Origin of the sequence: Stenotrophomonas sp. ZAC14D1_NAIMI4_1 (assembly GCF_003086775.1) — a bacterium.
Lineage (GTDB): Bacteria > Pseudomonadota > Gammaproteobacteria > Xanthomonadales > Xanthomonadaceae > Stenotrophomonas.
The window spans coordinates 2,906,390-2,919,317 of record NZ_CP026001.1 but is presented as its reverse complement, the minus strand read 5'-3'; the positions used below and the strand labels follow the sequence as shown (position 1 = coordinate 2,919,317).

The window sequence follows — 12,928 nt, the reverse complement described above, 5'->3', positions numbered from 1 at the left end:
GATGAACCTGGGTCGTGCGGCTGCCGGCCAGCGGCCGGCACTACCGGGTATGCTCTTGCTGGCACACCCACCCGGATCCACCGATGAGCGACACCCCCCGCATCGCTTTCCTGGCCAGCACCGCCGAACCGGCGCAGATGGCCCGCGCGGCGATGGTTTCCCGCTACGGCGACCACGCGCCCGACCAGGCCGACGTGCTGTGCCCGCTGGGCGGCGACGGCTTCATGCTGCAGACCCTGCATCGGCACGGCCGCCTGGGCAAGCCGGTGTTCGGCATGAAGCTGGGCACCGTTGGCTTCCTGATGAACCAGTACCGCGCCGAAGACGATGTGGTTGCACGCATCGCCCGCGCCGAGCCGGCCAACCTGCGGCCGCTGGAAATGCTGGCGCTGACCGAATCCGGTGCCAGCACCGGTTCGCTGGCCTACAACGATGTCTCGCTGCTGCGGCAGACCCGCCAGGCGGCGCACATCGGCATCGATCTCAACGGCCAGGAACGGGTGGCCGAGCTGATCGGCGATGGCGTGCTGGTGGCCACCCCGGCCGGCAGCACTGCCTACAACTATTCGGCGCACGGCCCGGTGCTGCCGCTGGGGTCGCATACCATCGCCCTGACGCCGTTGGCTCCTTACCGGCCGCGGCGCTGGCGCGGAGCCATCCTCAAGGCCGACACCGAAGTGCGCTTCCGTGTGCTTGATCCCTACAAGCGCCCGGTCAGCGTCACTGCCGATTCGCACGAGACCCGCGACGTGGTGGAAGTCACCATCCGCGAATCGAAGGAGCACCGGGTGACCCTGCTGTTCGACCCGGAACACAACCTGGAAGACCGGATCCTGAGCGAACAGTTCGTTTTTTGACGACAATACGCTGCCGGCCCCGCCGATCGCTTGAAGGACCCCCACCGATGGGCGACAACTCCCCCCGCCTGCTGACCGTCGCGGTGACCTCGCGCGCGCTGTTCGACCTGGAAGAAAGCCATGCGCTGTTCGAGAGCGATGGCGTAGCGGCCTATGCCGAGTACCAGCGCCAGCATGAGGACGACATCCTTGGCCCCGGCGTGGCCTTCCCGGTGGTGCGCAAGCTGCTGGCGCTCAACCAGGGTGCCAGCCCCGAGAACCCGCGCGTCGAGGTCATCCTGCTGTCGCGCAATTCGGCCGATACCGGCCTGCGCATCTTCAATTCCATCCAGCACTATGGGCTGGGCATCATCCGCGCGACCTTCACCGCCGGCGAGCCGACCTGGCCCTACGTGAAGCCGTTCGGCACCGACCTGTTCCTGTCGGCCAATCCCGAATCGGTGCGCAGTGCGCTGCGCCATGGCATCGCGGCGGCGACCATCCTGCCCAAGCCCCCGGGTGAAACCGCGGCGGCTGCGGCCGACCAGATCGATATCACGCGCCCGGCCGGACAGCTGCGCATCGCCTTCGATGGAGACGCGGTGATCTTCGGCGACGAGAGCGAGCGGATCTCGCGCGAGCAGGGGGTTGAGGCCTTCGGCCGCCACGAGCGCGAGCGTGCCCGCGAGCCGCTCAGTGGTGGCCCGTTCCGCGGCTTCCTGTCGGCCCTGCACACGCTGCAGGAAGTGTTCCCGGCGGGCGACAGCGCGCCGATCCGCACCGCGCTGGTCACCGCGCGTTCGGCCCCCGCGCACGAGCGGGTGATCCGCACCCTGCGCGAGTGGGGCGTGCGCCTGGACGAGGCCCTGTTCCTCGGCGGCCGCCACAAGGGCCCGTTCCTGCAGGCCTTCGGCGCGGACATCTTCTTCGATGATTCGCAGCACAACATCGACAGCGCCCGTGAACACGTGGCCGCCGGTCACGTCCCACACGGCGTGGCCAACGAGGGCTGAAGCGGATTCGACGGGTGGGTGCCAACCGTTGGTTGGCATCGCCGGGCATGGGGCTACGGGCTTCCCGACATCCCCAGCTGCAGGTCCACCACCTTCCAGCGCAGGCCCTGCGGCTCCAGAACCACCTTCATCGGTGGTTCGCCGGGGCCGCGCTGGACGTCGATCACGAAGCGGTCCAGCGCCTCGAAATGGTGTTCGGCGTTCTTCAACGGCCGCGCCGGTTCGGTCGGGCCGAACGCATCGCCGCCCTGCAGTTCATTGCGGCCGCGCTTCCACAGCACGTGGCCCTGCAGCATCGCGCCGATGCCGGTCGGCGTGACCATGGTGTCCACCGCCGCCCCTCCCAGCTGGTCACCCAGCCCGTACAGCAGCGCGCCGAACGGGCTGGCCGCCACGTCCGGCCCCGCCTGCCGCACCAGGTAATCGTTCAGCTGGGCGCGCAGGCTGCTGCGTACGCGCGGAAAATCCACGTAGCGCTCCAGCCGCGCGGTATCGCGCTGCTCGATGGCCTTGGACAGGCCGTGCACGGTCAAGTACGGGCCACTGAACCACCAGGCGGCCACGGCCAGGACGAGGGCAACCAGAATGCCGATGAGTTTCTTCATGGCGCCCAGACTGCCGCAACTCCGGCAGCGGCAGGTTAAGCGTCAGTGACTAGGTGAGCCGCTGCCATCGCCGAAGGCGGCCACCAGCCGCTGCCGATCGGCGCCATCCAGCGCCTCCAGGCGGGTCTGCAGCACCTGTTCGAGGCTGGCCACGCGGGTGGTGCCGAGGATGCCGCTGGCCACGCCGGGATGCTGCAGTACATAGGCGAAGGCGGTCTGCGCCGGCTGCTGGCTGTGCACCGATGCCACCGCGCGGCGCATCGCGCGTGCGCTGCGCATCAGTGCGCGGCTGCTGGGCTTCAGCCAGGTGCGCGCCAGGTACCAGGCGTCGGCCAGCCGGGGCAGGCGTGGCCGGGCCGGCAGCAGGTGGCCCTGGGCAAGTACGGTGCCGGCCAGCACGCCGATGCCGGCTGCGGTGAGCTGGTCGATCAGCGGCTCGCGGTCCTGCTGCAGGGCGTTGTAATCCAGCAGGACCACGTCGAAGGCCTCGGGGTGGGCGATCATCCAGCGCAGCGTCACCGCCGAGTGCGTGTTGATGCCGGTGCACCGCACCAGGCCGCGCTCGCGCAGGCGCTGCAGCGCCGCCAGCAGGTCATCGTTGATGTCGTGCTCGCTGGCGCCATGCAGCTGGTAGATGTCCAGGTAATCCAGCCCGAGGTTGCGCAGCGACGCCTCGCAGCTGGCGGTGATCGCCGCCGCGGAGAAGTCACGCTGCTCGGCACCGCTGATGCCGGCCTGGCCGGTCAGCGTGCCGCCTTTGCTGGACACCACCAGGGACTCACGCGGAAAGCGCGCCAGCAGCGGGCGCAGGATGCGGCCCAGGCGCGGCTCGGCATGGAAGCCGGAATAGTTGTGGCCGGTGTCGAGCAGGTTCACGCCCTGTGCCAGGGCGTGCTCGACCACGGCGGCCGCAGCGCCTTCAGCGAAGCGGCGGTGGCCCCAGAAGCCGGAACAACCCAGGCCGATCGGCGAGACCTGCAGGCCGGTGCGGCCGAGCACGCGCCGCTGCCGGGCCAGGGGTAGTGCCTGCGCCATCAGAATTCCAGGTCCAGGGCGGCGCAGAGGTAATCGACGAACGGGCCCAGTGCGGCCAGATCCTTGCCCAGGGTGGACAGCAGCCGCGGGCCGGTCATGGTGTCGTCGTCCAGCGAGCGCCACATCACCCAGTTGCGGTGCTTGAGGTCGTCGATGAACTCGAAGTCGGCGGGGAAGCCGCGCGGCGGCCGCACCAGTTTCTCGGTCTGCTCGAAATCAAAGCGCTTGCGCAGGGCCGGCGCGTGCGCGGCGGCCTTCCAGCTGCCCGGGTTGTCGAGGATGAAATGACGGATGCGCCGCTGCGTGTCCGGCTCCGGATGCCACAGGCCGGCGCCGACGAAACTCTCGCCTGGCTGCAGGTGGATGTAGAACGAAGGCGCAGCCACTTCGCGGCGGCGCTCATGGAACAGGCGGGCGCCCTGCCAGGTCTTGTACGGCGACTTGTCGTTGGAAAAACGCGCGTCGCGGTGGATGCGGAACAGCGAACCGCCGACACCGCGCGTATCCGAACGGAAGTGGTCGCTGACTTCGGTCAATGCCGGCTGCAGGTCGCCCAGCAGGCGCAGGAACGGCTGCCGCACATGGTCTTCGTACTGCTGGCGGTGGTCGTTGAACCAGGCCTTCTCGTTATGCCGCGCCAGGCTGCGCAGGAACTTGAAACTGGCGTCGGAGAAATACGTGCTCACAGCGTCTCCTGCAGGTGGTGGCCCCAGTCGCGCAGCGACTGCAGCAGGCCGGCCCGGCGCGCGTCATCGGGCGCTTCGGCGGCCAGCGCGTCGATCTGCTGCTGGTACTGGGGCAGGTTCAGTTCGCCCAGGCCGCTCTCGCCGAGCAGGCGCTGGCGGCGGTAATCCTGCCAGCGCTCGCGTTCATCCGGTGCGAGGCTGTCGGGATGGTTGCGTGCGCGGTAGCGGAACAGCAGCTCCGGCAGGCGCGGGTCGCGGAAGCGGCCTTCCAGCGCGGCCAGCTGCTGCGGCGCACTGGTGCGGGCCAGGGCCAGCAGCGGCTTGTCGCCCGCGCCGAGGAAGCCGTCATACAGCGAGGCGTCCACGTCGGACACGATGGCCGGCCGCGGCTGGTTGAAGACCTGGCGCGCCTTCTCGGCCAGCGCTGCAGCAACCGCGCGCAGGCGCTCGGCCTTGGCTTCGATCGCGGCCACGTCCAGGCCCAGGCGTGCGTGGTCGTCGGCGCGCAGGTGGTTCCAGGCCACCAGCGCCGGCACCTTGTTCAGATGCACTTCCTTCAGCGGCACGCGGGCCACGCCCTCAGGCAGTTCGCTGGCCCGCATGTACAGGCGCTGGGCGATCACATCGGCCGGCAGCTCCAGCAGGTCATCGATTTCGCCTTCCAGGTCGAACACGATCACCCGGTTGTTGATGGTCGGGTGCATGGCCAGCGGCAGCACCGGCGCCGCACACAGGCGGCTGGCCGGGTAGCGCATGGAGATGTGCAGCACCGGGTTCATCGCGGCCACGTCCAGCAGGCTGCCGACGAAGCGCTTGTCGCGCAGCTTCAGTGCGTAATCCCACAACCGCGGCTGCGACTGCTTGAACAGCCGCGCCATGCCGATGGTGGCGCGCACATCCGAAAGCGCCTCGTGCGCATCGCCTTCGCGCACGCCGTTGGCTTCGGCCAGGTGCTCCAGCTTGAACGAGGTCGCGCCATCTTCGCGCAGCGGCCACTGGATGCCGTCCGGGCGCAAAGCACGCATCATCCGCAGCATGTCCAGCAGATCCCAGCGCGAATTGCCGTTGCGCCACTCGCGCTCGTAGGGATCGTGGAAATTGCGGAACAGGCCGTAGCGGATGAACTCGTCGTCGAAGCGCAGGGTGTTGTAGCCGAGCGCGCAGGTGCCCGGCCGCGACAGCTGCTCGTTGATGCGGTCGAAGGCCTCGGCTTCGCTGATGCCCTCGGCCATGGCCTGCTGCGGGGTGATGCCGGTGACCAGGGTCGCCATGGGCGACGGCACCAGGTCATCGGCCGGGCGCACGAAGAAACTGACCGGCGTGTCGATCACGTTCAGATCGGCATCGGTGCGCATCGCCGCGAACTGCGCGATGCGGGTGCGGCGCGGGTCCTGGCCGAAGGTTTCGAGATCGTAGAACAGGAAGCTGTCGGCCATCAGTGTGCGCCCTCCAGGACCGGCAGCTGCGCATGGATCTGCGCTTCCAGCGTGGCCCAGTCGATGTTGTCCAAGGATTGGTGGCCTGCGGTGGCCGCCACCAGCATGTCGCGCTGGATCTCCGTGCGGCGCAGCGCTTCGGCATACGGCGTGTGCAGGAAGGTGACCATGGTGTAGTGCGGCACGAAGCGCGTGGGCCAGCGCCGCTGCAGTTCCTGTTCCAGCTCGCGCTGCAGCAGGAAGGCCGGATCGGCGACGCGGTCGCGCATCTCCAGGTAGTTCTCCAGCGCCATCTGCTGGATGGCACGCGCATTCGGCTTGCGCTCGGCCTCGAAGGCGGCGAAGGCGCCTTCCAGGTCGTCCGCCTCCTGCAGGTGGCGGGCCAGTGCCACGCAATCCTCGAAGGCGCAGTTCATGCCCTGGCCGTGGAACGGCACCATTGCGTGCGCGGCATCGCCGATCAGCACGGCGCGGCCGGCCTGGTGCCAGCGCTGCAGGGTGAGCGTGCCGAGCAGGCCGGGCGGATGCTGTTCCCAGTCCGCGCGCAGGTCCGGGATCAGCGGCAGCGTGTCAGCGAACTCGCGGGAGAACAGTGCTTCGGCCTGCGCGCCGGTGTTGACCGTGGCAAAGCTCGGCTCGCCCTTGTTGGGCAGGAACAGGGTGACGGTGAACGTGCCTTCGTGGTTGGGCAGGGCGATGCACATGTAATGGCCGCGCGGCCAGATGTGCAGCGCGTTGCGCTCGATGCGGAAACCGCCGTCGGCCGCGGGCGGGATCTCCAGCTCCTTGTACGAGTGGTCGAGGAAGGCAATGTCCTCGCCCAGCGGCGCACGCCGGTTCATGGCAGCGCGCAGTGCCGAACCGGCCCCGTCGGCACCGATCAGCGTGTCGAAACGGATGTCGTGCGGGCTGTCGTCGCGATCATCGATGAAGCGCGCGTAGCCGGCATCGAAATCGACGGTGTGCAGGCGGCGATGGAAGTGCACGGTGGCGCCGGCCTGTTCGGCCAGTTCCAGCAGCGTGGTGTTCAGGCCGCTGCGGTGGATCGACCAGATCACTTCGCTGTCGTCGCGCCCGTAGCGCTGCAGCTGCGGTTCGCCCTCGCGCGGGTGCACCATGCGGCCGCGCATCATCACCGCGCGGGCCATCACTTCGTCTTCCACGCCGGCCTGGCGCAGCGCGTTGCGGCCGCGCTCAGCCAGCGCCAGGTTGATCGAGCGGCCGCTTTCGTAGTCGGCCACGCGCGGGTCGCCACGGCGTTCGTACAGGGTGATCCGCCAGCCCTGGCGGGACAGCAGGATGGCCAGCAGGGAACCGGCCAGGCCGGCACCGATGATGCTCAACGAGCGGGATGCATGTGCGATCAACGAACTGTCCAGCAAGAGGTGGGGGAGCGGCTTACAGGCCGGCCCAGGCTTCCACTTCCTCGACGAAGTGGTGCACGTCCAGGTAGCGGTTGTAGAGCGGGGTGGGCGAAATGCGGATCACGTCCGGCTCGCGCCAGTCACCCAGCACGCCGATGGCGCGCAGATGTTCGAACAGGGCGCGGCCACGATCGCGGCCTGCAAGTACCCGCAGCGAGAGCTGGCAACCGCGGCGTTCCGGTTCGGACGGGGTGACGATGTCCAGTACCTGCGGCAGGCGTGCACGCACCAGGGCGTCGAGCAGGCCGGTGAGGGCCAGCGACTTGCGGCGCAGCGCTTCCATGCCGGCCCGCTCGAACAGGTCCAGCGATGCACGCAGCGGGGCCAGGCCGAGGATCGGCGGGTTGCTCAGCTGCCAGCCTTCGGCGCCGATGGCCGGGGTGAACTGCGGCGCCATCTGGAAGCGGGTCGCTTCATCGTGGCCCCACCAGCCGGCGAAGCGGGGCAGGGTGGTGTCGCGGTGGTGGCGCTCATGCACGAAGGCACCGGCCACGGCGCCCGGGCCGCTGTTGAGGTACTTGTAGTGGCACCACACCGCGAAATCCGGCGCGACATCGTGCAGGTGCAGCGGCAGGTTGCCGACCGAATGGGCCAGGTCGAAGCCGATGCGGGCGCCCTGCAGGCGGGCGATGCGGGTAATCGCATCGAGGTCGAAGGCCTGGCCGGTGCGGTACTGCACGCCCGGCCACAGCACCAGCGCCAGGCGCGGGCCCTGTTCGCCGATGGCGCGTTCGATGGCGGCCATCGAGATCGTCCCGTTGGCTTCATCCGGCTGCACTTCCACCAGGCAATCGGCCGGGTCGAAACCGTGGAAGCGGATCTGCGCTTCCACCGCATGGCGGTCGGTCGGGAACGCGCCGGCTTCCATCAGGATGACCGGGCGCTCGGTAGTGGGCCGGTAGAAGCTGACCATCATCAGGTGCAGGTTCACGCTCAGCGTGTTCATCGCCACCACTTCGCTGGGCAGCGCACCGACCACGCGGGCCAGCTGTGCGCTGACCAGGCGGTGGTAGGACAGCCACTGGGTGGGGCCGGTGAAGTGGCCTTCCACGGCCAGCTCGCCCCACTGCTTCATCACTTCCTGCACGGCGGCCTGCGCGCCACGCGGCTGCAGGCCCAGCGAGTTGCCGACGAAGTAGGTCTGTTCGCCGCCGCCATGGCGCGGAATCAGGAATTCATTGCGCAGCGGGCGCAGCGGATCGGCGGCGTCCAGGGCGATGGCGTGGGTGCGGCTGAGCAGGTCGGACATGGTCGGGCAACAGGCTGCAACGGGGCTGCCAGTGTAGCGCCTGGGGCCTGCGTGATGCCGCGCGGTGCGCTCGCCGGGCGTGGCCTGGCGCTACCCGTAGATCATGCGCACCGGTAGCGCCGGGCCGTGCCCGGCGAACGTTCAGCCCGCCGCCGGTGCCGGCAGCGGATCCACGTGCCCGCACGCGCTGCAGGTACGCAGTTCCAGGCTGGCCTGGTAGCGCGCGAACACCTTGGGCAGGTCGGTCTCGATGTTCTGCAGCGGGAAATACTCTTCGTGCAGCTTGTGGTTGCAGCGCTCGCAATGCCAGATCACGCCGTCCTTCTCATGCGGCAGGCGCTTGCGCTCGACCACCAGGCCGATGCCGCCAGGCGGGCGCCGCGGCGAATGCGGCACCTTGGCCGGCAGCAGGAAGATCTCGCCGGCGCGGATGGGGATGTCACGCACCGCGCCATCCTCCTGCACCTTCAGCACCATCTCGCCTTCCAGCTGGTAGAACCACTCCGGGCCTTCGTCGTAGTGGTAATCAGTGCGCGAGTTCGGCCCGCCCACCACCATCACGATGAAATCGCCGTTGTCGATCATCTTGTTGCCCACCGGCGGCTTCAGCAGGTGGCGGTGTTCTTCGATCCAGGCGTGCAGGTTGATCGGCGAGGCGAGCATGGTCGGTTCCCCTGGGAGGTCAGTCGCGCTTGCCCTTGCGCGGCACGTAGGACAGGGCCTTTTCGTATGCCGGCTGCAGGTCTTCCTGCGAACCCACGTCGATGCCCATCTCGCGCACGCGGCCGTCCTTCAGGCTGTACACCCAGCCATGCACCATCAGCTTCTGGCCGCGGGCCCAGGCGTCCTGCACGATGGTCGAGCGGCACAGGTTGGCGACCTGCTCGATCACGTTCAGCTCGCACAGGCGGGCGTGCTTGAGCTCATCGGTCTCGATGGCGTCGATGATCGCGGTGTGCTTCTGCATCACATCACCCACGTGGCGCAGCCAGTTGTCGGCCAGGCCGACGCGGGTGTTGTGCAGGCAGGCGTGCACGCCGCCGCAGCCGTAATGGCCGACGATCAGGATGTGCTTCACCTTCAGCTGGTCCACCGCGTACTGCACCACGCTCAGGCAGTTCAGATCGGTGTGGGCCACGACGTTCGCCACGTTGCGGTGCACGAACACTTCGCCCGGCGCCATGCCGATGATCTGGTTGGCCGGCACGCGCGAATCGGAACAGCCGATCCACAGGTATTCCGGGTGCTGCTGCTTGGCCAGCTGGTGGAAGAACTCGGGGTCTTCCTTCTCGATGCGGTCGGCCCAGTCGCGGTTGTTCTGCAGCAGCTTGTGGATGTCTTTCATGTTCGGGTCCCTGGCGTCGGGTGGGCGAGGGCGTGGCCGTCCGGCCGCGCCTTCGCGGGAAACAATGCGCTCAGTCGCTGGCGGCGGTCTGCGCGCGGTGCCAGCGCATCCACTGCGCCAGCTCGGTGAAATGCGGGGTGTCGAGCTTTTCCAGTTCGGCGATCACTGCCTGCTGGTTGGCCTCGGGGTGGTTCTGGCTCAGTTTCAGCTTCAGCTGTACCAGTTCGACCTGGAAGCGGAAGCCGATGATGCCGCGCAGCTGGCGACGGTGGTCATCACGCTGCGGTTCGAACTGCCAGGCCTGGCCGACGCTGGCTTCGAAGCGGTCGCCGATGTCGGAGACCAGCTGGGCCAGCTCATCGGTATCGTCGAAACGCTGCAGCTGGCCGCGCAGTTCGGCGGCGGCGTAGTTCCAGGTCGGCACGCGCGAGGCGGCTTCCTTGTCCGGGTACCAGCTGGCCGACACGTAGCCATGCGGGCCGTCCACCAGCACCTTGGCCGCGCCGTCATGGCGCGCCTGCGGGTTGGCCCGGGCCCAGTGGCCGCGCAGTTCGATCTGGTCGCCGTCGCGCCGGTACAGCACGGGCACGCGGGTCAGTTCGGGCAGGCCGTCGTCACCGGTGGTCAGCACGGTGACGAACGGATCACGCGCCAGCAGGCGATCCAGCCAGAGCAGGTCGGTCGCGGCGAAGTCGCGTGGGGTGAACATGGTTTGCGCCTCAGGCGCGCGCGCCCAGCGACTGGATCATGCGCCCGCGCAGGCCTTCATCGCTGCCGGCCTGCGGCGGCTGCACTTCGTGCAGGCTGAAGCCGCGCACCAGGGCGTCTTCTTCGTCCAGGCCGTCGTACTCGACGAACTCGGCGTCGAACAGCTGCGAACGCGCGGTGTCTTCGCTGTCATAGCTCAGCGTGTTGCCATCGCTGTCGAGCACTTCGGCGGTGCCGGCCGGGCGCACGCGCAGGCGGGCCCAGATCAGGGTGTTGCCGAGGCTGGCCAGCCACCAGCTGTCACGCGCGTCGTTGTTGTTGTCGTTCATGTGTGCGTTACCAGAGCGAAGCCACCCAGAGCAGGGCAGCCATGCCCAGTCCGGCCAGCAGGGTCAGCAGCGATACCCAGGCCGGCGTCGCCAGCCCGGACAGCGAGCGGTCCGGCTGCTGGCGGTAATCGCGGCGCAGCAGCCAGGCCAGGGCATCGGGCTTGAGGAAGGCGCCATTGCCGAAGCGCGCGGCGAGCGCCGGATGGCGGTCGCGCACGTGCACCAGGGTCAATGGCCAGAAGATCACGAAGGCACTGAACCCGGCCACTGCGACGCCGACGAAACAGAGGGCGAAGAACAGGGTCATGGGGCAGTACCTCCGTGGTCGTTGGGGGTGGGCTTAGAAGTCCGCGCTGCCCGGGGCGCGCGGGTAGGGGATCGCATCGCGGATGTTGGACAGGCCGCAGACGTAGACCACCAGGCGCTCGAAGCCCAGGCCGAAGCCGGCGTGCGGCACCGAACCGTAGCGGCGGAAATCGCGGTACCAGCTGTAATGCTCGCGATCCAGGCCGAACTGGGCCATGCGCGCATCCAGCACGTCCAGGCGCTCTTCGCGCTGGCTGCCACCGATGATCTCGCCGATGCCCGGAGCCAGCACGTCCATCGCGGCGACGGTCTTGCCGTCGTCGTTCAGGCGCATGTAGAAGGCCTTGATGTGCTCGGGGTAGTTGGTCACCACCACCGGGCGGCCGACGTGTTCCTCGGTCAGCCAGCGCTCGTGCTCGGTCTGCAGGTCCAGGCCCCATTCGACCGGGAAGTCGAACTTCTTGCCCGACTTCTGCAGCAGGCTGACCGCATCGGTGTAGTCGATGCGCTCGAACGGTGCGTTGATGAAGTCTTCCAGCTTGGTGATCGCGTTCTTGTCCACGCGTTCTGCGATGAAGGCCAGGTCGTCACCGCGCTCGTTCAGCACGGCACGGAACAGGTACTTCAGGAACTCTTCGGCCAGGCGTGCGTCTTCGGCCAGGTCGGCGAAGGCGATTTCCGGCTCGATCATCCAGAACTCCGCCAGGTGGCGGGTGGTGTGGCTGTTTTCGGCGCGGAAGGTCGGGCCGAAGGTGTAGACCTTGCTCAGCGCCAGGCAGTAGGCCTCGACGTTCAGCTGGCCGGACACGGTCAGGAAGGTTTCCTTGCCGAAGAAATCGCGGCTGAAATCGATCGCGCCCTTCTCGTCGCGCGGCAGGTTCACCATGTCCAGGGTGGACACGCGGAACATCTGGCCGGCGCCTTCGGCGTCGGAGGTGGTGATGATCGGGGTGCTGATCCAGTTGAAGCCGTTCTCGTGGAAGAAACGGTGTACGGCCTGGGCCAGGCAGTTGCGGATGCGGGTGACCGCGCCGAACAGGTTGGTGCGCGGGCGCAGGTGCGCCACTTCACGCAGGAACTCCGGCGACATCGGCTTGGGCTGGATCGGGTAGGTAAGCGGGTCTTCGACCCAGCCGACCACCTCCAGCGCGCTGGCCTGGATCTCGAACGACTGGCCCTTGCCCTGCGACTTCACCAGGGTGCCGGTGGCGATGACCGAGCAGCCGCTGGTAAGGCGCTTGATCTCGTCGAAATTGGCCAGGGTGTCGTTGGCCACGACCTGGATCGGCGCGAAGCAGGAACCGTCGCTCACATTGACGAAGGCCAGATTCGCTGAACCGCGCACCGTGCGCACCCATCCGCGTACCGTGACTTCGCCGCCTTCCGGGATCTTCCCGGCAAGCGCATGTTCAACGCTGACCACCGTCATGACTTGAATCCTCTGCTGATCGACTCGATCTGTGAACACGGGAGTTTACCGGTTGCAGCGTTCTGCTTGCGAGGCATTTCTGCGCCCCTTGGCTCCTTATAATGTCCCCGTACCCTTGGAGTAAGCCTCATGGCCGTCAGCCTGACCCCCATCGCCTTCGAGCGCGTGCAGCGCTTCGTCGCCCAGACCCCCGGCGCCCTGGGCCTGCGCTTCGGCGTGACCAAGACCGGCTGCTCCGGCTGGGGCCACGTGACCGACCTGGCCCGTGACGAGCGCGACGGCGACACCGTGTTCGACCAGGACGGCGTGAAGATCTATGTCGACGCCAAGAGCCTGGCCCTGGTGGATGGCACCGTGATCGACTTCGGCAAGCACGGCCTGAGCGAGACCTTCACGTTCAGCAACCCGAACGCCACCGCCGAGTGCGGCTGCGGCGAAAGCTTCACCACCGACGCCGACAAGGCCTGAGCCTCGGCCAGCGCCTGCCGGGCATGGCCCGGCGCTACCGGAGCCTGCTCGGGTAGCCG

General features: G+C 68.1%; 15 protein-coding genes. 3 read left to right on the top strand and 12 right to left on the bottom strand.

The window, feature by feature from the left end; translation table 11 throughout:
• Window positions 1-83: 83 nt before the first annotated feature.
• Complete coding sequence (locus C1927_RS13525; RefSeq protein ID WP_079222400.1) at window positions 84-857, top strand: NAD kinase; 774 nt, start codon at window positions 84-86, stop codon at window positions 855-857.
• 47 nt (window positions 858-904) lie between these two features.
• The gene (locus C1927_RS13520) at window positions 905-1,849 is read left to right on the top strand and encodes a 5'-nucleotidase (protein ID WP_033831508.1); all 945 of its coding nucleotides are present in this window, start codon (window positions 905-907) and stop codon (window positions 1,847-1,849) included.
• A gap of 53 nt (window positions 1,850-1,902) precedes the next feature.
• Here the strand turns inward: C1927_RS13520 and C1927_RS13515 are convergent, their stop codons facing one another.
• From C1927_RS13515 to asnS, 12 genes are all read right to left on the bottom strand, one after another.
• Window positions 1,903-2,454 (bottom strand): DUF2939 domain-containing protein, encoded by a 552-nt coding sequence (locus C1927_RS13515; RefSeq protein ID WP_079222399.1) that lies wholly within the window; start codon window positions 2,452-2,454, stop codon window positions 1,903-1,905.
• A 42-nt stretch (window positions 2,455-2,496) separates the two neighbouring features.
• Window positions 2,497-3,489, bottom strand: a complete 993-nt coding sequence (locus C1927_RS13510) for an aldo/keto reductase (protein WP_108746977.1) — start codon at window positions 3,487-3,489, stop codon at window positions 2,497-2,499.
• Entirely contained in the window at window positions 3,489-4,175 is a 687-nt protein-coding gene (locus C1927_RS13505; protein WP_079222397.1) for a DUF2461 domain-containing protein, read from the bottom strand. Before C1927_RS13505 ends, C1927_RS13510 begins: the two co-directional genes overlap by 1 nt.
• Window positions 4,172-5,611, bottom strand: coding sequence for an exodeoxyribonuclease I (sbcB, locus tag C1927_RS13500; protein WP_108746976.1), 1,440 nt, complete (start codon window positions 5,609-5,611; stop codon window positions 4,172-4,174). The genes C1927_RS13505 and sbcB overlap by 4 nt, the downstream gene beginning before the upstream one ends.
• Window positions 5,611-6,978, bottom strand: a complete 1,368-nt coding sequence (locus C1927_RS13495; RefSeq protein ID WP_108747850.1) for an NAD(P)/FAD-dependent oxidoreductase — start codon at window positions 6,976-6,978, stop codon at window positions 5,611-5,613. The genes sbcB and C1927_RS13495 overlap by 1 nt, the downstream gene beginning before the upstream one ends.
• Before the next feature lie 31 nt (window positions 6,979-7,009).
• Window positions 7,010-8,284 carry a kynureninase gene (kynU, locus tag C1927_RS13490; protein ID WP_108746975.1) on the bottom strand — a complete coding sequence of 425 codons (1,275 nt, stop codon included), beginning with the start codon at window positions 8,282-8,284 and terminating at the stop codon, window positions 7,010-7,012.
• 141 nt (window positions 8,285-8,425) lie between these two features.
• Window positions 8,426-8,947 carry a 3-hydroxyanthranilate 3,4-dioxygenase gene (locus C1927_RS13485; protein WP_079222394.1) on the bottom strand — a complete coding sequence of 174 codons (522 nt, stop codon included), beginning with the start codon at window positions 8,945-8,947 and terminating at the stop codon, window positions 8,426-8,428.
• Window positions 8,948-8,966: 19 nt separating this feature from the next.
• A complete protein-coding gene (can, locus tag C1927_RS13480; RefSeq protein WP_079222393.1) occupies window positions 8,967-9,629 on the bottom strand; it encodes a carbonate dehydratase in 663 nt (220 codons plus the stop codon).
• Window positions 9,630-9,699: 70 nt separating this feature from the next.
• The gene (locus C1927_RS13475; protein ID WP_108746974.1) at window positions 9,700-10,338 is read right to left on the bottom strand and encodes an FMN-binding negative transcriptional regulator; all 639 of its coding nucleotides are present in this window, start codon (window positions 10,336-10,338) and stop codon (window positions 9,700-9,702) included.
• A 10-nt stretch (window positions 10,339-10,348) separates the two neighbouring features.
• Window positions 10,349-10,666, bottom strand: coding sequence for a hypothetical protein (locus C1927_RS13470; protein ID WP_079222391.1), 318 nt, complete (start codon window positions 10,664-10,666; stop codon window positions 10,349-10,351).
• A gap of 7 nt (window positions 10,667-10,673) precedes the next feature.
• On the bottom strand, window positions 10,674-10,973 hold the full coding sequence (locus C1927_RS13465) for a hypothetical protein (RefSeq protein ID WP_079222390.1): 300 nt from the start codon (window positions 10,971-10,973) through the stop codon (window positions 10,674-10,676).
• Between the two features lie 33 nt (window positions 10,974-11,006).
• The gene (gene asnS / locus C1927_RS13460; protein WP_079222389.1) at window positions 11,007-12,401 is read right to left on the bottom strand and encodes an asparagine--tRNA ligase; all 1,395 of its coding nucleotides are present in this window, start codon (window positions 12,399-12,401) and stop codon (window positions 11,007-11,009) included.
• A gap of 129 nt (window positions 12,402-12,530) precedes the next feature.
• Between asnS and C1927_RS13455 the strand changes: the two genes are divergently transcribed.
• On the top strand, window positions 12,531-12,869 hold the full coding sequence (locus C1927_RS13455; RefSeq protein WP_079222388.1) for an iron-sulfur cluster assembly accessory protein: 339 nt from the start codon (window positions 12,531-12,533) through the stop codon (window positions 12,867-12,869).
• Window positions 12,870-12,928 lie beyond the last annotated feature (59 nt).